Source organism: Actinoallomurus purpureus (genome assembly GCF_024055795.1).
Taxonomy (GTDB): Bacteria; Actinomycetota; Actinomycetes; order Streptosporangiales; family Streptosporangiaceae; genus Actinoallomurus; species Actinoallomurus purpureus.
On record NZ_JAMXMY010000031.1, the window covers coordinates 74726 to 98651 of the forward strand.

Here is a 23926-nt window from a genome sequence, read left to right on the forward strand (position 1 = left end):
GGTGCCGGCCGACCGGGCTTCGTCAGGCGGGCGCACGCCGCGACCGGGCGGTGAGGAAGCCGGTCGTGACCGAGCCCTTGCGGAATTCGGGATCCTCGACGATCTCACGGTGCAGGGCGATGGTGGTGGCCAGCCCCGGGCCTTCGACGCGGCACTCGGCCAAGGCTCGGGCCGCCCGGTCGAGCGCGTGCCCGCGGTCGCTGCCCCAGACCACCAGCTTGGCGATCAGCGGATCGTACTGCGGGGACACCAGGCTGCCCGGCAGTTGCCCGGCGTCGATCCGTACGCCCGGGCACCGGGCCCACTGCGGCGGGCGCGGGTCGACCCGAGGGTCCGGCTCGCTGACGATCGTCATGATGTCATCTCCAGTGGCATCGGCCGATAGCGCGCGGACCGGGCCGGCAGCTCCACCCCGGCCATGCGCAGTTGGTTCACGCGTGCACCGAAGGCCGCCCCGCGAAGAAGATGGAGCGCCACGTCGGTGACGGATCTGTTGTCGGGGGCGGCCAGGTAACTGTCCTTGACCCAGGCGTTGAAACCGCCCATCGCGGGACCGCACCAGATCTGCTGGTCGGTGGCGCGGTCGGGGTCGCCCAGGACCGCCCATCGCGATGACAGCCCGAGGTACCACCGGAACACCAGCGCCATCCGCCGCTTGGGTTCGTTCAGCGCGCGCTCGATCTGGGAAGGGTCGCGCTGCTGGAAGAACGCGACAGTCTCGGCCCAGACGTCCTCGACCGGCCGCCGCAGGACCTGACCCTCCAGCCATTCGCGCTCCGCGGGCGACAGCTCCTCCAGACCGCCGAGCCGCTGATAGAGGTCGTAGAGCCGCCGTGCGCGCACGGCGAACATCGACCCCCGCTTGACGACCTGGACCTGCGCCCCGTACTCGAACATGTCGGCGGACGGGGCCATGTCGACGTCGGTCGGGTCGACCGTGGCCAGCAGCCGGCGCGTGCGCTCGGACGTGGCGGCCTCCACGCAGGACTGGTTGACCGAGCCCGTCACGACGTAGTCGGCGCCGAGCACAAGCGCCGCCAGCACCGCCTCCGGAGTACCGATACCGCCCGCCGCGCCCAGCCGGACCTCGGCGAGCTCGGGCCGTTCGTGGTGCACGGTGTCGCGCAGGTCGCGGATGATCGGGAACATCGTCATCAACTGCTGCCGGTCGGTATGGCCTCCGGAGTCACCCTCGACGGTGATGTCATCGGCCATCGGCACGCCGCGGGCGAGCTCGGCCTGCTCACTGCTCACCACGCCCGCGGCGACGAGGTCGGCCAGCATGCTCTCGGGCGGGGGGAGCAGGAAGTGCCGGGCCACCTCAGGCCGGGAGATCTTCGCGATGACCCGGTTGGTCGCCGACACCCGGCCGGCGCCGTCACGTACCAGCCCCGCCACCCGGTAGCGGACGAGCGCCGGAGTCAGCCCCAGGAACGCCGACGCCTCCAGGCAGCGCACGCGGTGGGCCAGGCACAGGTCCACCACGGCCTGTTCGTTGGCGGGCTCGTTCGGCGAGTGCAGGAGGTTGACCGCGTAGCCGAGGCCGCCGAGCTCGGTCTCGAGACGGGCCACGGCCTGCTGGACACGTTCCGGCCGGAGGCCGCCGGCTCCGAAGGAGGACATGAAGCCCGCCCGGGCGAGCGCGATCACCAGGTCCTCGGACGCGATGCCCGCGGCCATGGCGCCCGCCATGTATGCGTGGCGTACGCCGTGCGCTCGCCGGAACGCGTGCGAGCCCAGCGTCTCGGGGAGGACCGGCCCGGCCGCCGCCAGCAGCCGTTCGCCGGGGCCGGGGAGACGCGTGGCGAGCCCGGTCCCGGACGGTCCGGAGATGACATGGCAGGGCCGGTCGAGCCGGCCGAGCATGGCGTAGATGCCCTCGGGGTCCACGGCGAGCGCGTCCTCCGGCAGGGTCTCCGCAGGGTGAGTGGTCATCGCGCCCGTACCTCCACGGCGATGTCGGTCACTTCGTAGATACGCAGCCCTGGCTTCCAGATGCTGCCGTCGCCCACCACGATCAGCCGGTCGTCGCGGCGGTCGACCCGCTTGAGATGGACGTCGAGGAGCATCTCTCCGTCGTCCGGCAGGATCTGCCCCCGGTACTTCCAGTCCAGCGGGACGCCGGGGACGATCCCGAACACGGGCTCCGCCATGGAATCGGTGAGGCCGAGCTCCACGGTCAGGATCTGCAGGCCCTCGTAGAGCGCTTCGACGCCGAGCGAGCCCGGCATCACCGGGTCTCCGTGGAAGTGGCAGGCGAAATACCAGTCCGCGGGGTCGATCGTCTTGCGACCGCGCAGGTACCCCAGACCGTGCTCGCCCCCGGCCATCGCGATCTCGGCCTCGTCGATCATCCGTAGATGCGGGATGCGGGGATGCCGCGCGAGGTCGACCTTCCTGACCTCCCCGTCCCAGCCGCCGGGCTCCTGCCGTTGCGAGTCCAGCCACGGCGGCACGTAGGTGCCGTCGTCCAGACCTCTCTGCGCGGCCATGGCCTCGGCGGTGAAGTACCCGAAGAGCGACTCCCCTTCGTAGAAGACCTCGCCGTCGACCAGGCTCCGGTACCGGTAGTTCTGCAGGAGCGTGTCCCCGACGCGCTGGTGGCTAAGCAGTTCGGTCTCCTGCCGGAGCGTGCGACCCCGCAGATCGACCTCGCGCAGGAGCGTCGCACGCCCACCCAGGTTCCGCAGGCACAGGTCCAGCTCGGGCGTCTCGAGACTGCCGCCCAGCAGGTAGCCGGTCGACACCGCGGCCTGGAGCGAGGTCTCCATGAGCACACAGTTCGAGATATCGGCCTGGGACCGATCCTGGTGGTACCAACCGTCGGCGGCGAAGTCATACTCCATGACCGAGGACGCCCCGTCGCGGGCCGCCCCACGCTCGCCGCGGACCTCCATGATCCGGTCGACGAACTGGAAATCGCCGTTGGGCAGCCGGATGGCCTGCCGCCCCTCGTACACCTCGAACTCCGGTCCGAACGCCACCGCCAGATCGCCCTTGGCGAAATGGGCCAGGTGGAGCTCGTTGAGCAGCGCCGGTTCCCCCTTGGCGTTGCGGCGCCCGAGGAACGACCGGGGCCGCCCACCCGCCTCCGGCCCGACCGGGACGCCTGGCTTCTCCCGTATCTGGAGCCCGAAGTCGCGGATCACGGTGATCGGCTGGTCTCCGAGGTAGACCGTGACATCGCCGACGAGGGTCGGCCGCGGCAGCAGCGTGATCTCGGTGATGTCCGCCTCGAAGCGGATCCGGTCGACGTCCGGTGTGACCTGGCCGCGAAACGTGAGGGACATACGACGCCCCGGAAGGGCCTGGAACTCCGCGTCCGGGAGGACCAGATGCAGCCCGAGCGACAGCGCGTAGACCTGCAGGACCTGGGTGGCGCCCTCGAGGACCATGAAGCCCGGCATGACCGGATCGCCGGGGAAGTGGCAGGCGAAGTACCAGTCGTCAGGCCTGATCTCCTTGACCGCCGACACCCTGCCGAGACCGCGGGGCCCGCCCCGGCGGTCGATGCCGGTCACCTCATCGATCAGCAGCATGTCCCCCGCGGGGAGCCGCATCGAAGAGTTGCACCCGTCGTCGGTCTGGTCGAAGGCCGGCCCGAAGACCGTGCCCGGCTTGCCCGCCGCCAAGGCTTCGAGGTCCCCCCTGGTCAACGCCGTCCGCTCGGTTTCGGCGAGCGGCTTGAACCAGGACCTCGTCATCTGCTCCAGCCGCCGCTGGTCGGCCGTGGTGATGATCACGCCCTGCGGCTCGGCCAGTTCCTCATACGTGAACAGGCCCGCGCACCCGTCCTTCCCCTCGAGGATGAGACGGTCCCCGACGTAGCAGCGCGCGTCGAAGAAGTACATCAGCTGATCGTCACGCCAGACGAAGCGAGTGATGGTGACCTCGTAACGCATGGTCTCCCCGCCCGCCGGCAGCCTGTCGTGAAAGACCGCGGTGCCGCCGAGCAACCTGAAAACCCGCCGACCCCGCGCCCGGAAGTCGACGCCGAGGTAGCTGACGAGCAGCAGGCTCGACTGCCCCGCCTCAAGCAACACGCCGATCGGGACCTTGCCGTCGACCGAGTACCAGGCGTTCTCCGGCACGTCGTACTCGGTCGTTATGGACGACGGCTCGAACTTGCCGGGTGTGGCCCGCAGCTCCGTCACCCGGGAAATGAACTGGTACGGCGGCGCGGGAATCCTGACCCTGGCCGGCATCTCGTCGATGGCCGCGTACTCGGGGCCGAAGACGTTGGCGACCTTTCCGGTGGAGAACTCCACCATGTCCGCCTCGGTCCAGATCACCTCGGGACTGGGACTGGGACTGGACGTATCGGACTCGGGGGCAGCGTACGCGTTCGCGGGAGGCTGTTGCCGGGGTGGTTCGAGCACCGGCGTCCGGTCCTGCTCAAGGGCGAGCAGGCTGCGCTCGGCGATCGCCGACTGGAGGCGAAGCGCGGATCGGTGTGCGGCCGCGACGGTCGCGCCCAGCTGTACGAACGGGCCGGCTCCGTCATGAGCTCGCAGGCTCACGCCGTTCCTCTCCATCGTCTTCTCCTGCGGTGCCCGCTCCCAGGACCCGTTTTCGCCGGCCGCCGGTGCCTCGGCCGCGTGTTCCACGACCACGCTGCCGGGAGCCGCCGTCGCCAGAAAGGCGACGACCTTGTTGGGGTCGAGATCCATTCCAGCTCCTGCCAGCCCGGCCAGCAGCCTCAGCCAGTTGGTCGCCGCCGGGGTTCCGCGGCGGTCAGCCGGAAACACCAGGTGCGGACGGTCGCCGAGCGTCTCGCCGATCCAGCGGCCGGCGTCGGTTCCCGGCCCGACGTCGATGAACCACCGGAAGCCCCGCGCATAAGCGGTCTCGACCAGGTGCCGGAAATCGACCTCATTCCGCAGCATGCCGACGACCCGGCGTACGGTCCCGTGTCTGTCGGCCAGTGGAAAGCCGCCGGGATCGGAGGCCGAGAACAGTTCCATCGCGGGGTCGGGGACACCGGGCGGGAGAGCGGTGAGCACCTCCAGATCCGCAACCACCGGATCGATGACCGGGGTATGCAACACCCCACCCTTCGCGACCTCCAATCCCGGGCAGCCGAGATCGGCGATCACTTTCCGGCATTCGCCGGGCGCTCCCGCGATGACGACCTCGCGCGGGGTGTTGACGTGGGTCAGGAAGGCCCTGGCTCGTCCGTGGAGGGCCTGCCGTACCCGGTCGGCGTCGGCGAAGACCACGAAGCTTGCCCACACCTCGGCATCGGGCAGTCCCTCGGGCAGGTTCCACGCGGCGCGCACCACCTCGCAGCGGCCGTGCAGTTGCTCGCGGAAGACCGGGGTCGTAAGGATCGTCCCGGCGTCGGCGCGCTCGGCGGACATGACGTCCATGCCGCAGAGCATGCTGAGCTCGCCCAGGCTGTACCCGAGACCGCCATGCGGCCGGATACCCAGGACATCGCGGAGCGCACGTGTGTGCATGTCTCCGATGCACACACCGGCCGCCACGAGCCTGCCGAGATCCTCGGTCAGCCCGTCCGCCGTCAACGCCGCCAGATCCAGGTCCTGGGGAGGCCGCAGGCCGGGGAACAACCGTGTCAGGTCACGGCCGGCACCGGGGTACGTGGCGAAGGTCCCCGGGTAGACGAAGGCGACCCGGCCCTCGGGAGGGGAGGGGACGAAGAAGCTTCCCCTCGGCGACCGCCACGGAGCGTTCGTCTCCACCGCCTTCGGCAGGAAACGTTCGGCCGCCTCCAGCTCGCGGACGAGAGTCGCCGGGTCGGGGGCGAGCAGCGCGGCGATGTAGCGATCCGGAGGGGCGAAGAGGCTGCGCGTGGCGACCGCGGCGGCATCCTGCCCCGCGAGCAGCGACTCGCGCGCACGTGCGGCCTGCAGCCCCAGGGCCGCACCGTCCGCCCCTCGCAGCAGCATGAGGATCACTGCGCCTCCACCTGAGCGTCCTGCGGGCGGGCGCCCGCGAGATGAGCACGTGCCGACCTGAGGAACTTCTCGGTGAGCGCGGCACTTCCCACCAGTTGCACATCCCTGAAGACCAGGTAGGGCGAGCCGTCCGCGGCGCAGGCGGTGACCGTGCCGTGGAACACGCTGCCCTGCCGGACGATCCCGCTGACCGCGATGAAGAACGGTTCGCCGGAGGGGGCCCGGGCGACGACCTCGACCGAACCCACGTTGCTGGGGAGGAGGCTGACGCCGTGATGACGCCTGCCCCAGGGTCCGAGCGCCTGCAGCAGCAGGTCCGCCACGACCGGGCTGTAGGACGCGGTCGCGTAGGCGCCGTCCGCCAGCGGTACGTCGTCCAGCCGGCAACCGAGCAACAGGGAGTCGGGGCCCTCCGACAGCACACGGCGAATCCCCTGCAGCCGTGGCCCGTGGAAAAGGCTGCCGTCTGAATAGCCGTCGAAGGGTCCGCCGTCGCCGATGTCGAGCGGCGGGAGCCCGGCGACGGGAGCCGGCCGCGCCGATGGCGCGGACCTCGCCGCGAGCCGGACCGTGCCTTGGTAACGCGGGCGCCCTTGCTCATCTCGAACGCTGATCCGCAGGCCCAGATCCTCGGTGCGTACGATCGACATGGTGACCTCATCCGGGGCGTCCGGGTCGAGGACCACACCGCGGAAGACTGTGAAGCCCTCAAGCCCCACCGCGCGGAAACCGGGATTCGTACGCTCGGCGATGCGCAGCATCGCTCCGATCACCGCGGTGGCCGGTATGACCGGCACCCCGTCGATGGCGTGGTCGGCCAGGACCGGATCGCGCTCGACGGCGGCGAGCCGCCGGGTCACCAGGAGCTCCCGGCTCGCAGGCGGCATGATCTCCCCGTCAGTCGGACCGGACAGCCCTGGTGCGTCCGTCGCCGGCGCGACAACGCGGACGACCTCGGGTGTACGAGACGAGCCGTACTGTTCGATGAACGACTCGACCCCCTGGTCCAACGGAATCAAAGGCACGCCCCGCTCCGCGAAGAGCCGTTCCAGCTGAGGCGTGACCATGCCACCCGCCCAGGCGCCCCAGTTCAGCGACCCGACGACGGCCTGAGGCAGGTCCCGGTCCAACGCGGCGGCGAGGCCGTTGAGAGCGTCGTTGGCCATCGCGTAGTCGGCCTGGCCACGGTTACCGAAGAACCCGGCGACCGAGGAGAAGAGGTGGACGAACCGCAGCCGGTCCGGATCGAGCGCGCCCATCACCGTGGCCAGGCCGTTCAGCTTGGGTTCGAGCACCCGCCGGATGTCCGCGGAGCTCTTCTCGGGGATCAGCTGGTCGGCCAGCACGCCTGCGCCGTGCACCACCCCGGTGACGCGATCCCGGTAAGGCTCCAGGACCTGCCGTACGGCGTCCGCCTCGGTGACGTCGACCGGGAGGTATTCGGCCGTTCCGCCGGCCTCGGCGATGGCGGACAGGGTCGCGCGTACGGTTCGCGAGCCGGTGATGTTCCGGTAGTGGCCTTCCACCGCCCGGGGCACCGGACGCTCGCCGCGCGCACGCAGCTGCTCGGCGATGACTCGGCGCAGCTCTTCCTCGCCGACCCCTTCCGACCACCCCGGCTCCGGTTCGAGCGGCGTTCGGCCGAGGAGCAGCAGGCCGCACTGGTATCGCCGCGCCAGGCCGATCGCGCATGCGGCGGTGACGCCGCGGCCGCCACCGGTCACCACCAGCAGGTCCGCGGTTCCCGGCGGCTCCACGTGGGGGACGTCCCGGTCGTCCGCGGGATCCGATGGGTCCGGCAGCGCGAGCGTCTGTCTCTCACCCTGGGCGCCGACACCCACCTGGCGTGACTCCAGATCCGCATCGTGCAGTTCGTCCCACAGCAGGTCGGCCCCCTCCCCCGGCGTCAGGTCGGGGCTGAGGTCGATGTGCCGCGCGAACACCGACGGCGCCTCGATGGCCAGCGTCTTGACCAACCCGGCCAGCCCGCCCAGCGCGGCAGCGGGGAAGGACGCCGCATGAAGGCCGAGCGCTCCGTCGAGTTCCGTGACGACGCAGAAAGCGGCTCGTTCCGCGCCGGATCGGGCGGTCCGCTCCAGCGCCCGCTGCACCCGGCCCGCCAGCAGCAGTGCCGTCTCCAGCTCAGCGATCACCCCGTTCATGTCCGCGCCCGCCGGCGGCGCGTGCAGGACCAGGTGAAGCGGCGAGCCCGCATCCAGCCCGTCAGGGTCCCGAAGGATCGTCCATCCGTTCTGGCCCAACCGCTCGGCCAGTTCGGCCATCGCGCGGGTCGGCTCCCCCGTCACCAGAGCGACCGGGGCGGGACCGAAGACGTCGCGGACCACGTCGACGGCGGGCAGCGGGTGGAGGCGGGCCGGCGTGCTGAGGACGCCGGTCCCGCCGTCAGCTTTTGGGGACGAGACCGCCTCGCTCCCGGCGAGGAATCCGACGATCTCCTCCAGGCTGCGCAGCTCGATCAACCGCTGCTGAGAAGCCTCACCGACCGCAGGGAACCGATCCCGCAGCTCACTCATGATCTCGACCCGCTTGATCGAGTCGATACCGAGATCGGCCTCGACATCCATCGACAACTCCAGCATGTCGACCGGGTAGCCCGTCTTGCTCGACACGATCTCCAGCAACACACCGCTCACGGCCTCCGCCGACGTCCCACCCGAATCCGGCGGCGACGGGGTCGGCTGCGGGGTCACCGGCACCGGTGGTGGGGCGGACGAGGCGGCCGCCGGGACGGACGTCTCACCAAGGCGAATGGGCTCGGCGAACGGCGCGGGCGCCGTCTGCACGGGCGCCGGATACCGGGCTGCCGGAGCCGACGTCACCTGCGGACGCTCCGGCACCAGCGAAACCGGATTCGCGGCGGGCGCCGGGAGCGAGGGCACGACCGGGAGTGAAGGCACGGCCGGGAGCTGCGGCGGGGACGCCGCCGCAAAGCCGGAGACCGGTTCCTGCGCCGGCAGGCCCCCCTCGATCCGCAGACAGGTGTGCAGCACCTCACCGGCCTGCAGATGGCTCTGCCCGATGGCCACGCCGTGCTGAGTGAGCGCAGCGATGGCACCCAGCACCTCCGCGCGCGGCCCGCCGGCGGCCTCCTGCCAGAGCAGGTCGCCGATGCGGCGGGCCATGTCCAGCTGGCCGGTCAGGTATTCGCTGTGCATCCGCAGATGCTCGGCGGCGAGGGCGGTGACACCGGAAACCGGGAGGACCGCCGGGACGTCGCCGCCCTGCTGCGGGGCGGGAGCGGGCTCCTGAGCGGCGGGAACCGGGGTGCCGGCAGCACGCGGCACGGCGGGAGCCGGCGCTGGGGCCGCCACCGGTGCGGGGCGGGGCACGTGTCCGTTGACCTGACCGTTCTGGATCTCTTGGATGCTCACTTTGTAGCCGTCCTCCAATGCGTCGCTGTAAGCGCGACGCCGCTCGTCAGGGACATGGTTGGTCCCGTTCAGAAAGACCTTCATTCCGGCACGCTCGGGTTCCGCGGCGAGCGACTCCTGGTAGCGGTCGATGCCGCCGAGCGGCATGCCCAGTACGGTCAGCTCGGCGACGAGCTGCTTCAGCACCCGGGCGCCGTCACGGCCGGGCCCGGGGTCCGCCGAGCGCACGATCACGTCGGGACGATCGGCGAGGATGCGCCGCACCAACCCCGACAGGACGGTCTTCGGCCCGAACTCGACGAACACGCGGAACCCGTCGGCGTACATCTGCTCGACCCGAAGCTCGAACGCGACCGGGTTCACCAGCTGCTGCGCGAGGAGCACCCGGTTGGCCGCCGCATCCGGGCCGTACTCGGCCGTGGCCTGGCCGGCGTAAACCGGGAACTCCGGCGCACCGATCTCGACCGTGCCGAGAGTCCGCGAAAACTCCTCGACGGCGTGCGCCACGTACTTCGTGTGGAACGCCGCCGCGACGGGAAGCATCTGGGCCTTCTCACCCGCCGCCTGGCAGGCGGCGACGAAGCGCTCGACCGCCTGTGTGCCGCCGCCCACCACGACCTGGCCTGGACCGTTCAGATTGCAGATCTCCACGTCGTCGTGGTCGGCCAGCAACTCGGTCACCCGATCTCGCCCCGCCTGCACGGCGGCCATCGAACCGGGGTCGGCCGCGCCGGCGGGACGCCGGGCCATGGCGACCCCCCGGGCCCGAGCGAGCCGGTGGAAGTCCGCCTCGGTGTAGCTGCCCGCAGCCCAGAGCGCCGTCAGCTCGCCGAAACTGTGGCCCAGCGCGCCGTCCGCCGCGAAGCCCAGTTCACGCAGGTAACGGAACTGGCCGAGCGACAGTGCGCCGATGGCGGGCTGAGCGTAATCGGTGCGCCGCAGCCAGTTCTCGTTCGCCGCACGGCCTTCCCCGTCGAAGGCCGCCGCCGGATACACCACCCGGCCCAACGGCCGCGACTCCTCATCCGGCCCCGGTCGGTCCGCCACCGCATGCGCGGCGGCATCGAACGCCGCGCGCACCGGCGGAAGCGCCATCGCGGTGCGGGCGCCCATCCCCGTGTACTGGCTGCCCTGACCCGCGAACAGCGCCGCCACCTTCCCGGGCACGCCGCCTTCCCTCCGGAAGTACGCGCCTCCCGGCAGAGAGAAGGCGTCCACCTCAGGGTCCGCGCGCAGCCGCTCCAGCGCTTGGTCCCGCAGTCGGTCCAGTTCCTCGATCCCGTCGGCGACGATCGCCAGCCGGGCGTGCTCCTCAGGTATCCCGCCCGCCGGGGCGTCGGTCCCCGGGCCGGCCTCCACCGCGATGAGAAGTTCCGCGGTGGAGGCCGCATGCCAGACGTGCGTCCGGGCCATGCGGTGCTTGACGGCCACGACCTCGTCCGCAGAGCCGTGCTCTTCGAGAACGCAGTGGAAGTTGGTGCCGCCGAACCCGAACGAGGACACCGCCGCCATACGGCGTGGCTTCCCCGGGTCGAGGATCCAGGGCTTGGTCTCGGTGTTGACGTAGAACGGGGACTCGTCCAGTCCCAGTTCCTCGCGGGGCCGCTCCAACTTGATGGTCGGCGGCAGCATCTTCTGATGAAGGGCCAGCGCCACCTTGATCATGCTGGCCGCGCCGGCCGCCCCCTTGGTGTGCCCGATCTGGGACTTCACGCTGCCCACCGCGATCGACCCGCGCGCCGCACCGGCCTCGGTGTAGACCTGATTGAGCGCGGTGAACTCGGTCAGGTCGCCTACCGGGGTACCGGTGCCGTGACACTCGATCAGGCCGATCTGATCGGGACTGACTCCCGCGTCCTCGTACGCGCGGTTCAACGCCAGAACCTGGCCCGAGCCTCTCGGGGCGTAGATGCTCTTGTACCGACCGTCGCTGGACGCGCCGATCCCACGAAGGACCGCGTAGATCCGATCCCCGTCACGCTCGGCGTCCTCGAGCCGCTTCATGGCCATCATGCCGAGACCCTCGCCGATCAGCGTGCCATCGCCGGACTGGTCGAATGGACGGATGTCGCCGCGCTTGGAGAAGGCCGGGGTCTTGGAGAAACAGAGGTACATCATGATCGCGTTCTGGGCGTCGACACCGCCGGTGAGCATGAGATCGGCGCGTCCCGTGGCCAGTTCGCTCACCGCGATCCGTACCGCCGCGAGCGAGCTGGCGCAGGCCGCGTCCACCGTGCAGTTGAGGGCGCCGAAGTCGAAGCGGTTCGCGACCCGACCGGCCACGACGTTGCCCAGCACGCCCGGGAAGGAGTTCTCCTGCCACGGGGCGAACGCCTTGACGTACTTGGCCGCGATCGCCTCGGCGTCTTGCTCAGACAGCCCGCAGCTTCTGACGACCTCCTTCACCACCGGCGTCTGCAGCCGCGCGATGAGCGGCTCTGCCAGCGTCAAAGGGCTGGTCACTCCGAGGACGACGCCGACGCGAGAGGAGTCGTACCACTCCGCGTCGGGGCAGCCGGCGTCGCGCAACGTCTGCTTGGCCACGACCAGGCTGAGCAGCTGGAGGACATCGGTGGCCTCCAGGCTGCTCGGCGGCATCCCGAACTCGATCGGGTCGAAGGCAGTGAACGGGACGAAGCCGCCACGCTTGGCGTAGGTCTTGTCCGGCACCGAGGGATCGGGATCGTAGTAGTCGTCAACGCGCCAATGCGTCTCCGGGATGTCCTCGATGCAGTCGACCCCTTCGGCGATGTTCCTCCAATACTCACGGAGGTCGCCGGACCTGGGAAATAGTGCGCCCAATCCCACGATCGCGATCGCGGTTCCATCACTCTGCGTCACAGCCGACACTGTCCGCCCTCGCCCTCGAACTGGAGCTTTCACCCCTACAGAGGCACGAGGGGGCGGTCTGATACACAGAATCTCGATCTTGTTTTCTACCGCCGGGTAACAAGCCCGCGGCCGCCGGGCGATCCGGCCGTCCCATCACCTGCACCGCAGGCGAGCACGGCCCGGCAGGCGCGCTGAACAGCAGGTCGTCCGGGGCGAGCCGCCCCGCCGTCCTGACAGATGTCGGCCTCCGCGCGACAGCCGACCGCCCAGACCTCCACCGCATGGCGGGCGATGGACCGCCGTCCGCCGCGCAGCCGGTGAACCGCGCCTCCCAGCGAAGCGATAGGCGGTCGGTCTCCTCAGGCGGCGGCCGGTGTGCCCTCGTCGGTGCGGGCGCCGAGCAGGGCCAGGCAGTTGGTCCAGAGGGCGGTGAGGTGCCCGGTGTCGTTGTAGAGCTTGGCGAAGAGCACCTGGCCTTCCAACTGGGCGACGATGGAGCGGGCGGTCTCTCGGGTGGCGGTCACGGTGACGTCGCCGCGTTCGAGGGCTTCGGTGATGACGCCCTCGACCATGACGACCTGGGCATCGAAGATCTCCTGCAGGCGTTCGCGGACGGCCTGAGTGTGGTTGCTCATCTCCAGGGTGAGGTTGCCGAACAGGCAGCCGGAGATGGTCCCGCACTCCTGCTGCCCGGCACGCTGGGCCGCCTCGGTGTGCTCGAACAACTCCCGTAGTCGTTGCAGTGGTGCGGCATCGCCGTTCAGGATGTGGGTCCACTCCCGTAGCTGGGCGTTCCACTGCTCGTCGATGACGGCCAGGGCGAGGGCCTCTTTCGACTCGAAGAAGTAGTAGAAGCTGCCTTTCGGCACGCCTGCGGTCTTGCAGATCTCCGCCACGCCCAGTGCGGAGTAGCCGCGCAGCTCGAGGAGCGACTGCCCGACGGTAAGGATCTTCTGCCTCGCATCGCTGTTCCGTCCCATGTTGTAAGTATACGACCGATCGACTAGTTTTAGTAGACCGGTCGGCTACTATGAATGAGGACTGACACCATGACCGATCCGATGCGCGAGGTTCTGGACCGCTGGAAGGCCGCCTTCGACGGCCACCAGGTGGACGCGATGGCCGACCTGTTCACGACTGACGCCCTCTTCCAGGGCTTCGGCCCGGAAGTCGTGTCGGGAACGGACGCGGTGCGGGCCTACTACGCGGCGGTGCCCGAGAACCGCACGGCCGACATCACCGCCCTCACCACCTACACCATCGGCGAGCAGGTGGCCGGCGGCTTCGCGGACGTCACCTTCCGGGACACGGCGGGCTGGGAGGCGCCGGTGCACCTGTCCCTGGTCCTCCAGCGCGAGGAGGGTGCGTGGCGAATCCGCCAGTACCACGTGTCTCGCGTCAGCTCCGAACACTGACCTTCATCTCCGGCCGGGGTCCAGGTCGTGAGCCCGAGGTCGGATGGCCCAGAGCGGGCATGCGGTGCGGGAATCCGACCCGCAGGACGGCGGCCGCCGCCGCGGCGGTCAGGACGACGACGGCCGCCAGGATCAGGGCCTGGTGGTAGCCGTGGTGGAGCAGGGGCGCGACGGCCAGCGGGCCGAGGATCTGGCCGATGGAGTAGCCGGCGGTCAGCAGGGCGACCGAGCGGGGGATCCGCAGGTGGGCGCCGGCGGCGAGGGCGATGGTGCTGACTCCGAGGAACGTGGCGCCGAAGAGGAACGCCGAGATGAGCGCCGATGCGACCCCGTTCAACAGGGCGGGTAGGGCGATGCCGATCGCCTGCACGGCCAGTGCGGTCAGCAGGAGACCGGGGCGGGACCAGCGCCGGCCCGACCACGCCCAGAGCGCGCACGAGGGAACCGCCGCCAGCCCGACCAGCACCCAGGCACCGCTGCCGATCCATCCGGGAGAGCTCTGCTCGATCGCGGCGACCAGGAACGTGCCGGCGATGATGTAGCCGATGCCCTCGAGCGTGTAAGACACGAAGAGCGCGGTGAACCAGCGATGAGTGCGCGGGCCCTTTGCCTGCTCTCCTGGCGAGGGTTCCCTGGTCTCCGGCTCGGGCGCCGGTTCCGGTCGCAGGTTCCACGAGGCGGCGGCGAGCAGCGCGGCCAGCCCCGCGGAAGCCCACCAGGCGGCGCGCCAGTCGGCGGCCGGGCGCAGGACCAGGACCAGGAGCCCGGACAGGGCGATGCCGGCGCCGACGCCACCGACGGCCCATCCGGGCAGATGGGCGGGGTGCTCGCGCAACCGGCTGAGCAGCGAGCCGACGGCGATGACGAAGATCAGCGCGCTCGCCACGCCGGCGAACAGCCGGAGCGCCAGCCACACCGTGGTGGTGCGGGTCAACGGCATGGCGGCGAGGGTCGCCGTCAGCGCCAGCAGGGATCCGCGCAGGACGACCGGGGAACGCGTCAGCCGCGGAAGGAAAATGCCGGCGAGGGCACCGGCCAGGTACCCGATGTAGTTCGCGGTGGCCAGATCCGCGCCGGCCCCGGCCGACAGGCCGGCCTGGGCGTGCATCAGGGGAAGGATCGGGGTGTAGACGAAGCGTCCGACGCCCATCCCCGCCGCCAGCGCGGCGCCGGCCTGGGCGACGTGGATCCAGGGTGAGCGGCTCGTGGTGCCGGATGTGGCGGTGCGGTATTGCAGAGATGCGGAGTTCATGACGTGTTTCCTCGGTAGGGCGAGTCCGCCGGCACATGGGAGCGGCTCCCCGCCGTACGGGGGACGGCCGGGAGCCACGGGGGAAGGGGTTGGTCGGATCAGGCAGTCTGGTCGTTGCCGCCGGGGTCGTTGGGGTGGGGCTCCAGGGGCGTGACCTCCGCCGTCATCCACGGACGCAGGGGCAGGCCTCCCAGGACCTTCTCGTGCAGCTCGATCTCGTCGGCGGCGCGCCACAGGCCGATGCTGCGCGCTTCCCCGACCGGGCGCCACAGTCGGCCCAGATGGCCGGTGGCGGCGAGTTCCCTGGCGCGGACGGCCTCGGCGGCGCGGCGGCGCTCGACCTCGGCTGGATCCGTGCCCTCGGGGACGTGAGTGGTGAGCTCGACCAGAAACTCCTTCATGCCCATTCCTTGATCTCTATCGGCGAGGTCTCCGGGATTGCCGGAGATATCCGGATGAGGTGGGGTGGCGTGCTCCCCCGTCCCAGGATGCGCCCGCCACCAGGGCCGACGCCACGACCGGGTTACTCCCTGCTGGTAGGCGCCGTCTCTCACGCACGTAGCATGCGGGAGTGGAACTGCGCCAGTTGCGATACTTCGTCGCGGTTGCCGAGGAGCTGAGCTTCGGGCGGGCCGCCGAGCGATTGCTGATCGCCGGGCCTTCTCTCTCGCAGCAGATCAAGGCACTCGAACGCGACCTCGGGGTACGGCTGTTCGATCGCGACCGCCGCTCGGTGGCCCTCACTCCGGCCGGTGCGGCCCTGCTTCCGCACACCCGCGCCCTGTTGGACCGGGCCGATGACCTTCAAAGCCGTGCGGCCCGGATCTCCGGCTCCGAGCCGGTACGGCTCGGATACGTCAACTGGGTGCCCGCAGACCTCACCACCCGTACGTCCGCGGTGGCCCAACTGCACGTCGACCCGTGGATCGCCCCGTCCCACACTCAGGTCGGCCGGGTCGTCGACGGCAGTCTCGACCTCGCGGTGTGCTGGGTACGGACGACGGACCTCGCCCGACACGGCCTTCATGCCAGGCTGCTCGGCGCCGAACGGCTGGACGCCGTCTCCACCGGCGAGGGCACCGGCGACGTCCACGCCGACGAGACCGCCGTCCTCCTCGACGACGACACCACATCGTGGGAGTCGTGGAACCTCTTCGCCGAGCAGCTCGCCCGCGAAACCGGTGCCCTCGCGGTGCGCACCTCCGACGGAGGCATCACCGGACCCGCCTTCTTCGACCACGTCCGCCGCAGCCGGCGCCCGATCGTCAACTCCCCCAAAGGCCGGACCACTCCCCTGCCGCCCGACCTCGTCCAGCGTTCGGTGATCGCCCCGAAGGTCTACTGGACCTGGTCGCTCGTCTGGCGCCGCGCCGAGGTCTGCCCCGCCGTGCTCGCCGCCGTCGACGCCCTCACCGACGGCATCGGTGACCTCGGACTCCACGAACCGGACGTCTGGCTGCCCGACGGCGACCCCTACAAACGGTAGGCGTCACCACCGGTTCTACGACCGGCTTCCTCCCATCTGGTAGGCGCGAACTCCCACCGCAGGTAGTGGGCGCGTCCCGGATCTGCCATGGCCATACCCCCCGCTGGAAGATTGTCGACCGGTCGTCTAGTTTCGTAGAAGACCGGTCGACTAGAAGCGATCGGCAACGATAACTCGGAGAAGATCACCATGAGCACACCTGTCCAGAAGGTCGCCGTCATCACCGGCGCATCGCAGGGAATCGGCGCCGGCCTCGTCGAGGCGTACCGCAAGCTCGGCTACGCCGTCGTCGCCACCTCGCGCGGTATCGCTCCTTCGAACGATCCGCACGTCGTCACCGTCCAGGGCGACATCGCCGACCCCGCCACCGCCGAGCGCGTCATCGCGGCCGCCGTCGAGCGTTTCGGCCGCGTCGACACTCTGATCAACAACGCCGGCATCTTCGTCACCAAGCCGTTCACCGACTACACCCAGGAGGACTACGACACGGTGACCGGGATCAACCTGACCGGCTTCTTCCGCATCACCCAGCTCGCCATCGAGCAGATGCTCCGCCGGGCCGGCGGCCACGTCGTCCAGATCAGTTCGAGCCTCGTCGACCACCCCCTTTCCACGGTCCCCTCCGTCCTGGCCTCGCTGACCAAGGGCGGCCTGCAGTCGGCGACCAAGGCCCTGGCCATCGAGTACGCCACGCGCGGCATTCGGAGCAACGCGGTCGCGCTGGGCATCATCAAGACGCCGATGCACCCCGAGGAGAATCACGAGGCCCTGGCCACGCTGCACCCGGTCGGTCGGATGGGCGAGGTGAGCGACATCGTCGACGCGGTGATCTACCTCGAGAACGCGCCCTTCGTCACCGGCGAGATCCTCCACGTCGACGGCGGCCAGAACGCCGGCCACTGATCCCTGCTGCCCCGGTCGCCGCGTGCGGCGCCCGGGGCAGGGGACTCACCGGCCGTGACGTGTCGTCCTGTCGGCCTCGTCCGGGGCGTCGGCGGTCCAGGCGGCCAGCAGGCGCAGGGCCTCCTCCGACGGGCTGCCCGGTTCGGCGGTGTAGACGCCGAGAAGCTGGTCGGGATCGCCGGTCACCGCCAGCACGTCGTAGTGGAGCGTCAGGTCGCCCACCACGGGGTGATGGAAGTGCTTGGCGCCGTGCGTGCGTCGTTTCACGTCGTGGTCGGCCCACCAGCGGCGGAAGTCGTGGTCGCGTACGGACAGCTCACCGATGAGCTCGGCGAGCCGGGGGTCGTGCGGATGCCGCCCGGCGTACAGGTGCAGGGCCGCGACACTACTGCGGGCGACGGCTTCCCAGTCGGTGTACAGGCTCCGGGCGGCCTCGTCCAGGAAGATGTAGCGGGCCATGTTCCGGTCGCGGTACGGCAGGGCGTCGAAGTCGGTCAGGAGCGCCCGTGCCATGCGGTTGGTGGCCAGCACGTCGGTGCGGTGGCCGACCACGAGCGCCGGGTTGTCGCCCATCGTCTCCAGGAGCCGGTGGACGCTGGGCCGTACCCGCTGCGGCGGCAGCGGACGGCGCCGGTCGCGTACGGGCCTGGCGAGGGCGTACATGTGGGAGCGCTCGTCGTCGGTGAGACGCAGGGCGCGGGCGATGGCGTCCAGCACGGCCTCGGAGACGTTGACGTCACGGCCGCGCTCCAGCCGGATGTAATAGTCGACGCTCACCCCGGCCAGCTGCGCGACCTCCTCGCGGCGCAGCCCCGGCACCCGGCGGACCGTCGGCGTGGGGGGCAGGCCGGCGTCGTCCGGCGTGACGCGCCCGCGGCGCGAACGCAGGAACTCCCCCAGGTCGGAGCGGTCGCGTCGCGCGGAAGGGTGCACATCCATGCCCTCCACCGTACGTCGGCGGCCACGGCCGATCCGGTGCCAGAGGGGTACTGCCGGTCCCCCGGTCCCACCGGGCCTGTTGTGGCGCTCAGGCGGCCCCGACCCGGCTGGTTCGCTGGAAGGGAACCGCTCACCGCCCCGGCGCGCGACCGCCGCCGGCGGCGGGAGCACAGGAAGGCACTCTCATGACGGCACGTGTCACCACTCCCTTCGACGCGCGGACCACCGCCGCGCAGGTCGTCGCGGGCGTCGACCTCACCGGTCGCCGCGCGATCGTCACCGGCGCCTCGTCGGGCATCGGCGTCGAGACCGCGCGGGCGCTCGCCACCGCCGGCGCCGAGGTCACCCTCGCCGTACGCGACGTCGCGGCGGGAGAGAAGGCCGCCGCCGACATCACCGCCACGACGGGCGGCCGGCGGGTCCGGGTCGCGGCGCTCGACCTGACCGACCGGGCGTCGATCGCGGCGTTCGTGGCCGCCTGGGCCGGACCGCTGGACATCCTCGTCGCCAACGCGGGCGTCATGGCCTCGCCCGAGACGCGCACCGCAGAGGGATGGGAGCTGCAGTTCGCCACGAACCACCTCGGTCATTTCGCGCTCACCACCGGCCTGCACCCCGCGCTCGCGGCGGCCGGCCACGCCCGGGTCGTCGTCGTCAGCTCGGTCGGTCACATCAACGGCGAGGTGCTGTTCGAGGACGTCAACTTCGAGCACCGCCCGTACGATGCCTGGGCCGCCTACAGCCAGTCGAAGACGGCCAACATCCTGTTCGCCGTCGAGGCCGCCCGCCGGTGGGCCGCCGACGGCATCAGCGTGAACGCCCTCAACCCAGGACGGATCGCCGGCACGAACCTCGCCCGGTACATCGGGGAGCCCACCAACGCCCCGGCCTCCTTCGAACCCGGGCAGAGCACCGGTGTGTCGGTGAAGGACATCGAGCAGGGCGCCGCGACATCGGTGCTGCTCGCCGCCTCACCGCTGGTCGACGGCGTCACCGGGAAGTACTTCGAGGACTGCCAGGAGGCCGAACCCCACGAGCCGGGCGTACGCCGCGGCGTCGCCGCCCACGCGCTCGACCCGGACAAGGCGGCCCGGCTGTGGCGGCTCTCGCTCGACCTGCTCGCGGCCGCCGGGAGGCCGTCCTCCTGACCGTCACTGGTGCCGGCGCGCGCCGCCGGCCCGCTCGACCGGTCCCGTATGGATTCGGCCGAGTCGCCGGGGACGGAACGCCGGGTATATCGGTGTTCCGTCCCCGGGACGAATTCACCGAGGTCTCCTGATGCCCTCTCACCACTTACGAAAATCTGGACTCTCTCGAGTCCAGCCGCCGAGATACGGCCCCTATCGCGGCGTGACAGAACCCTGTCGCGAGGGCCACGTCCCCCTGTTTAAGGCCGGTCATTGATCGGCGAGAGCCTCGAGGCCGTAATTGCCGCGTAACGATAGTCCGAACCCCAGATCGACCTCCGCCGTACGGTCGCTGGAGGGTCCCTTGAGGTAGTGGACACGGCCGGCGAGCTTCCATGCCCTTTTAACGTTCAAAGGTTCCAGGCGGCGCAAGAAAGATGCAATAGGGCCCCACTGCGTCACTGCGGACAGACGCGACGCAAGCATCCAATAAGGTGCTTGACACGCGAATGCACACATTCGTAAGATCAGTCGGTGATCACAACCTGACGTCAATCATGATCGAATTCGCGCGAAAACTCGGCCTTGCTTCCGCTTGCGCGGACACCAGTGACATACCGGAGATCAACGGGGGATAATAGCGTGGAAATTCGGATACTCGGACCGCTGACTCTTTCTCACGAGGGGCGCCCACTCACCGTCACGGCACCTAAGCCGCGCAAGGTCCTCACCCTGCTACTTCTGAACGCGGGGTTCATCGTTCCCACCCGCGCGCTGATGACCGAGGTCTGGGGTGAGCACTCGCCGCGCAGCGCCTCGACCACCCTGCAGACCTACATCCTGCAGCTCCGCCGCAGCCTCGGAGCCGTCCTCGACCTCCCGGCACCGGCGGTCGCGAAAAAGGTCCTGATAACGTGCGAGAGCGGCTACATGATCCGGACCGCCGACACGGAATTCGATCTTCCCGAATATGAATCCATTGCCCAGGAAGGGCGCTTAGCGTTCAGCGCCGGTGACTACGCGGAAGCCGCGCGACTCATCGGCGAAGCGCTCGATTTGTGGAGAGGGCCGGCACTGGTCGACGTGGCGGCCGGACGTCTGATCGAGACGGAAATCCTCCGTCTCGAAGAATCGCGTCTCAGCCTGCTGGAGTTGCGCATCGAAACGAACCTGCGACTCGGCCGGCACCATGAAATCCTGAGCGAACTCACCGCTTTGGTCGCCAGGCACCCCCTGCATGAGGAATTGCACGGGAAATTCATGCTCGCCCTTTACCGGTCCGGGCGCCGATCTCAGGCGCTGGAGGTGTTCCACCAACTCCGGAGCACGCTGATCCGGGAGCTGGGACTCGACCCCACTCCGAGCCTGCAACGGCTGCAGCAGCGCATCCTGTCCTCCGACCCCACGCTCGACGTCCCCCCGCAGCCGGAGCACCGCCCGCTGGAAGCCACCTCAGCACCCGACCGTTAGCAGAGAAGCTGTCATAGAGGCAGATGCCTGTCAATGTACGGCGAGGGTTCTCAAGTCCGCTCCGAGTCCGGTTCGACCGGCCGAGGACACGCTGACGCCAGTCGTCAGAGAGGAGCCGGGCATGTGGACGCAGACGCTCGAGGTGCTGGTCCTGGTCAGCGCGGGGCTCGTCACGGGAGTCCTCGTCACGGGAGCCGTGGCGCTGGTGCCGTGTTTCCGGGCCCTACCGCCGGACCGCTACGTCGAGGTCCACCAACTGCTCGACCGCCGCATCGACCCGATGATGCCCATTCTCGTCGTCATCTCGTCGGCGCTCGCGCTCATCCTCACCTTCGTCGCCGGCGGTACGACCCGCAGTCTTCTCTTCGCCGTCGGGTCGATCCTGATGGCCGGCGTGGCGGTGGTGTCGGTGAGCACGGCCGTGCCCCTGCTCCGCCGCCACGTCCGGAAGGTGGACCCCGCCGACCTGCCCGCCGACTGGTACGACCTGCGCCGGCCATGGCGGGCCTGGCATCTGATCCGGACTCTGCTGGCCGTCGCATCGCTGCTCGCCATCGCGTCGGCGTCGGTCGCGACCTGAGGACGACGCCTGGGAGCCGGTCACGGCCGGGACCGGTCGTCGCCGGTGACCGCGCTCCGCCAGAACGCCGCCCACCGTCGCAGTCGATCTTTGAAGGGAGCCCGCATGCTCGTCGAGGGCCTGACCGGCCACGGACCGAGCCCCGCCGTCACCGAAGCCAAAGATGTGGCCGCGGCGCATGCCGAGACGGCCGAGTCCGAACGGCGGTTGCCCGGTGCGGTGGTCGACGCGATCATCAAGGCCGGATTTCCGGCTCACTTCGTACCACGGGCCTGGGGCGGGCGCGAAGGCACCTTCACCGACTTCACCGACACCGTCAGCCTGGTCGGCGAAGGATGCGCCTCGGCCGCCTGGTGCGCCGCGCTCTACGCCACGCTCGGCAGGATGATGGCGCACCTGCCGCTTGAGGGACAGCGGGAGGTCTGGGCGAACGGCCCGAACACCCTGATCGTCGGCGCGATCAGCCCCGGGGGACGAGTCGAGAAGGCGGACGGAGGCTGGCGGCTGACCGGCCACTGGCCCTTCACCAGCGGCGCGGACCACTCCGACTGGGCGCTGATCGCCGCCATGGCTCCTGAGGGCGATCGGCGCGCCCTGCGTTACTTCGCCGTGCCGCGCCACCGCTACCAGGTGATCGACACGTGGTTCAACGTCGGCATGCGCGGCACCGGCAGCAACACTCTCGTCCTGGAAGACGTCCTGGTTCCAGCGCACCTGTGCTTCGCGGGCGAGGACCTGTGGGCGGGGAAGGGGTCCCCCTCCACGGCGCGCTGCCACAACATCAAATTCAGGTCGGTCAACGGGTTGTCCTTCGTCGCCCCGGCCCTGGGCGCCGCGCAGGGGGCGCTCCAGACGTGGAGTGCCTGGATAGCGGAGAAGATCGACACGACGGGGAGGCCGACGAGGGAGCAGATGAGCGTCCGTGTCGCGCTCGCCCACGCGGCGGGAGAGATCGACGCCGCGCGGCTGTTGCTGGAACGAGCCGCCGCCGGCGCCGACGCGGACGGCGTTCCCGAGGACGCCGACTTCCAGGCCGCCAGGAACTCCCGTGACTACTCCATCGCGATCGATCTGCTGGCGAGCGCCGTCGACAGGCTCTTCCGCGCGGGAGGAGCCCGCGGCCAGGCCGAGTCCGGGAACCTGCAGCGGGCATGGCGGGACGTCAACTGCGCGGCCGGACACGTGGCGCTGCGGTTCGAGGCCAACGCCACCGACTACTTCAATGTCGTGGTGGGCGGCGGTGCCAGCCTGCGCCCCGACTACCGCCAGTCCATCGGAGACACACGTGCCGCTGCTGCTCGACCGTAAGGCCCTACGGCCGCTGTTCACCGAAGCACGCTGGATCGAGGAGTCCTTCCAGGTCATCGAGAGGTCGCTGCTGGAGGGGGCCGGGCGCTTCTCGTGGCTCCATATGCCCCTGGCCGATGGGTACGGTCAGGGTGACGGGCGCCGGACCGTCAACGTTCAGGTGGAGACCGTCCCTCCCGGAGGCGGATACGTGCGGGTCTATCCCGACCGGTCGGCCACCGCTCCCTCTGGGGGGCACCCGGCCCTGCTGCTGGACGCCGACGGCCGGCTGCTGGCGCTCCTCGCCGCCGACGACCTGAACGCCTGGCGAACGGCCGCTCCGGTGGCGGTCGCCGCACGCCTTCTGGCACGGCCCGGCGCGCGCACGGTCACCGTCCTCGGGTCCGGACGCCAGGCCGAGCATCACATCCGCGCGCTCCGCACGGCACTGCCCGCCGTTGAGACGATCTACGTCCACAGCCGGACGGCGGAGCACCGCGAACGCCTGGCCGCCACCATCGCGGCGGACGGTGTGGCCTGCCGGGCGGTGTCCGACCCGGCCGAGGCCGTCGCCTCGTCCGACGTGATCTCGGTGACCGGCCGGGGCTACGGCGACCCGCTCGTCGACCCCGCGCCGAAGGACGGCGCGCTGGTCACCAGCATCCTTCCCATCACGGTGCCGGATGCGCACGGCTCCGGGCCGCCACGGCTGGTCGTCCCCTCCCTCCACGGCCCCGAGAGCAGATCGTCCGGCTGGGACCCCCCGCACGGCCCGCCCGGGGCGGCGGCCGGCAGGACCGCCCGCGGAGTGGCCGTCACGCTGGTCGATGTCCTCCGGGGCACCGCCGACGCCCGCACCGAGCCGGGCGAGGTCGTCGTGTACGAGCAGCGCGGCCAGTTCGGGTGGGATCACGCTCTCATGCGCTGGGCCTATCTGCGGGCGTCCGAGACCGGGGCGGGCGTGCCGTTCGATCTGGTCTGACGGTCCAGGGGCGGTCCGCCGTTCACCTAGTCCTCCGGAGGATGCCCCGGCCTTCAGGCCGGGGAGGAATCCGGACTCCGTCAGGCGCGGCCCGGCGTAGCCGGGACGGTCTCAGAACGGACTCCGCCGACATTCGGCCATTCGACTTACACATTCGCATGACAGTTGTAATGTGTCGGTCATGCGGACGGCGTACAAGTGCCGGGCCTACCCCGGCCCCGAACAAGCGGCAGTGTTCAGCCGCACGTTCGGATGTGTGCGCCTGGTGTGGAACAAGACCCTCACCGAACGCCACACCGCGTACCACCAGCGAGGCCAGAAGACCTCCTACAAGCAGACCGAC

General features: G+C 70.3%; 17 protein-coding genes. 9 read left to right on the top strand and 8 right to left on the bottom strand.

What is annotated here, in order from left to right; genetic code table 11:
• Positions 1-22 precede the first annotated feature (22 nt).
• The 5 genes from NE236_RS39190 to NE236_RS39215 form a co-directional block, all read right to left on the bottom strand.
• Positions 23-355 (bottom strand): hypothetical protein, encoded by a 333-nt coding sequence (locus NE236_RS39190; RefSeq protein WP_252847361.1) that lies wholly within the window; start codon positions 353-355, stop codon positions 23-25.
• Positions 352-1935, bottom strand: a complete 1584-nt coding sequence (locus tag NE236_RS39195; RefSeq protein WP_252847362.1) for a PfaD family polyunsaturated fatty acid/polyketide biosynthesis protein — start codon at positions 1933-1935, stop codon at positions 352-354. Before NE236_RS39195 ends, NE236_RS39190 begins: the two co-directional genes overlap by 4 nt.
• A complete protein-coding gene (locus tag NE236_RS39200; RefSeq protein WP_252847377.1) occupies positions 1932-5909 on the bottom strand; it encodes a hypothetical protein in 3978 nt (1325 codons plus the stop codon). The genes NE236_RS39195 and NE236_RS39200 overlap by 4 nt, the downstream gene beginning before the upstream one ends.
• 5 nt (positions 5910-5914) lie before the next feature.
• Positions 5915-12151: an SDR family NAD(P)-dependent oxidoreductase gene (locus NE236_RS44130; RefSeq protein WP_308209206.1), complete on the bottom strand. Its 6237-nt coding sequence runs from the start codon at positions 12149-12151 to the stop codon at positions 5915-5917.
• 350 nt (positions 12152-12501) lie between these two features.
• Positions 12502-13122, bottom strand: a complete 621-nt coding sequence (locus NE236_RS39215; protein WP_252847363.1) for a TetR/AcrR family transcriptional regulator — start codon at positions 13120-13122, stop codon at positions 12502-12504.
• Positions 13123-13191: 69 nt separating this feature from the next.
• Between NE236_RS39215 and NE236_RS39220 the strand changes: the two genes are divergently transcribed.
• Positions 13192-13557 (top strand): YybH family protein, encoded by a 366-nt coding sequence (locus NE236_RS39220; protein WP_252847364.1) that lies wholly within the window; start codon positions 13192-13194, stop codon positions 13555-13557.
• Here NE236_RS39220 and NE236_RS39225 read toward each other — a convergent pair.
• Both NE236_RS39225 and NE236_RS39230 read right to left on the bottom strand, forming a co-directional pair.
• Positions 13541-14809 (bottom strand): YbfB/YjiJ family MFS transporter, encoded by a 1269-nt coding sequence (locus tag NE236_RS39225; protein ID WP_252847365.1) that lies wholly within the window; start codon positions 14807-14809, stop codon positions 13541-13543. The two genes, NE236_RS39220 and NE236_RS39225, sit on opposite strands and share 17 nt — an antisense overlap.
• A 98-nt stretch (positions 14810-14907) precedes the next feature.
• Complete coding sequence (locus NE236_RS39230) at positions 14908-15210, bottom strand: muconolactone Delta-isomerase family protein (protein WP_252847366.1); 303 nt, start codon at positions 15208-15210, stop codon at positions 14908-14910.
• 170 nt (positions 15211-15380) lie between these two features.
• Between NE236_RS39230 and NE236_RS44135 the strand changes: the two genes are divergently transcribed.
• Complete coding sequence (locus NE236_RS44135) at positions 15381-16295, top strand: LysR family transcriptional regulator (RefSeq protein ID WP_308209207.1); 915 nt, start codon at positions 15381-15383, stop codon at positions 16293-16295.
• Positions 16296-16484: 189 nt separating this feature from the next.
• Positions 16485-17198, top strand: a complete 714-nt coding sequence (locus NE236_RS39240; protein ID WP_252847367.1) for an SDR family NAD(P)-dependent oxidoreductase — start codon at positions 16485-16487, stop codon at positions 17196-17198.
• 45 nt (positions 17199-17243) lie between these two features.
• On the opposite strand, the gene NE236_RS39245 is transcribed toward NE236_RS39240, so the two are convergent.
• Positions 17244-18137, bottom strand: a complete 894-nt coding sequence (locus NE236_RS39245) for a helix-turn-helix transcriptional regulator (RefSeq protein ID WP_252847368.1) — start codon at positions 18135-18137, stop codon at positions 17244-17246.
• A 185-nt stretch (positions 18138-18322) separates the two neighbouring features.
• On the opposite strand from NE236_RS39245, the gene NE236_RS39250 reads away from it, so the two are divergent.
• The 6 genes from NE236_RS39250 to NE236_RS39275 all read left to right on the top strand — a co-directional run.
• Entirely contained in the window at positions 18323-19285 is a 963-nt protein-coding gene (locus NE236_RS39250) for an SDR family NAD(P)-dependent oxidoreductase (protein ID WP_252847369.1), read from the top strand.
• A gap of 621 nt (positions 19286-19906) precedes the next feature.
• Positions 19907-20734: an AfsR/SARP family transcriptional regulator gene (locus NE236_RS39255; RefSeq protein ID WP_252847370.1), complete on the top strand. Its 828-nt coding sequence runs from the start codon at positions 19907-19909 to the stop codon at positions 20732-20734.
• 121 nt (positions 20735-20855) lie between these two features.
• The gene (locus NE236_RS39260; RefSeq protein WP_252847371.1) at positions 20856-21314 is read left to right on the top strand and encodes an anthrone oxygenase family protein; all 459 of its coding nucleotides are present in this window, start codon (positions 20856-20858) and stop codon (positions 21312-21314) included.
• A gap of 105 nt (positions 21315-21419) precedes the next feature.
• A complete protein-coding gene (locus NE236_RS39265) occupies positions 21420-22622 on the top strand; it encodes an acyl-CoA dehydrogenase family protein (RefSeq protein ID WP_252847372.1) in 1203 nt (400 codons plus the stop codon).
• Positions 22600-23583 (top strand): hypothetical protein, encoded by a 984-nt coding sequence (locus NE236_RS39270; RefSeq protein WP_252847373.1) that lies wholly within the window; start codon positions 22600-22602, stop codon positions 23581-23583. Before NE236_RS39265 ends, NE236_RS39270 begins: the two co-directional genes overlap by 23 nt.
• A 181-nt stretch (positions 23584-23764) precedes the next feature.
• The coding region (locus NE236_RS39275) for a helix-turn-helix domain-containing protein (RefSeq protein WP_252847379.1) at positions 23765-23926 on the top strand (162 nt) is incomplete at its 3' end.

Coding starts and splice junctions, on each gene's coding strand:
- NE236_RS39190 (WP_252847361.1), bottom strand. CDS start 355: ATGACGATCGTCAGCGAGCCGGACCCTCGGGTCGACCCGCGCCCGCCG.
- NE236_RS39195 (WP_252847362.1), bottom strand. CDS start 1,935: ATGACCACTCACCCTGCGGAGACCCTGCCGGAGGACGCGCTCGCCGTG.
- NE236_RS39200 (WP_252847377.1), bottom strand. CDS start 5,909: ATGCTGCTGCGAGGGGCGGACGGTGCGGCCCTGGGGCTGCAGGCCGCA.
- NE236_RS39215 (WP_252847363.1), bottom strand. CDS start 13,122: ATGGGACGGAACAGCGATGCGAGGCAGAAGATCCTTACCGTCGGGCAG.
- NE236_RS39220 (WP_252847364.1), top strand. CDS start 13,192: ATGACCGATCCGATGCGCGAGGTTCTGGACCGCTGGAAGGCCGCCTTC.
- NE236_RS39225 (WP_252847365.1), bottom strand. CDS start 14,809: ATGAACTCCGCATCTCTGCAATACCGCACCGCCACATCCGGCACCACG.
- NE236_RS39230 (WP_252847366.1), bottom strand. CDS start 15,210: ATGAAGGAGTTTCTGGTCGAGCTCACCACTCACGTCCCCGAGGGCACG.
- NE236_RS39240 (WP_252847367.1), top strand. CDS start 16,485: ATGAGCACACCTGTCCAGAAGGTCGCCGTCATCACCGGCGCATCGCAG.
- NE236_RS39245 (WP_252847368.1), bottom strand. CDS start 18,137: ATGGATGTGCACCCTTCCGCGCGACGCGACCGCTCCGACCTGGGGGAG.
- NE236_RS39250 (WP_252847369.1), top strand. CDS start 18,323: ATGACGGCACGTGTCACCACTCCCTTCGACGCGCGGACCACCGCCGCG.
- NE236_RS39260 (WP_252847371.1), top strand. CDS start 20,856: ATGTGGACGCAGACGCTCGAGGTGCTGGTCCTGGTCAGCGCGGGGCTC.
- NE236_RS39265 (WP_252847372.1), top strand. CDS start 21,420: ATGCTCGTCGAGGGCCTGACCGGCCACGGACCGAGCCCCGCCGTCACC.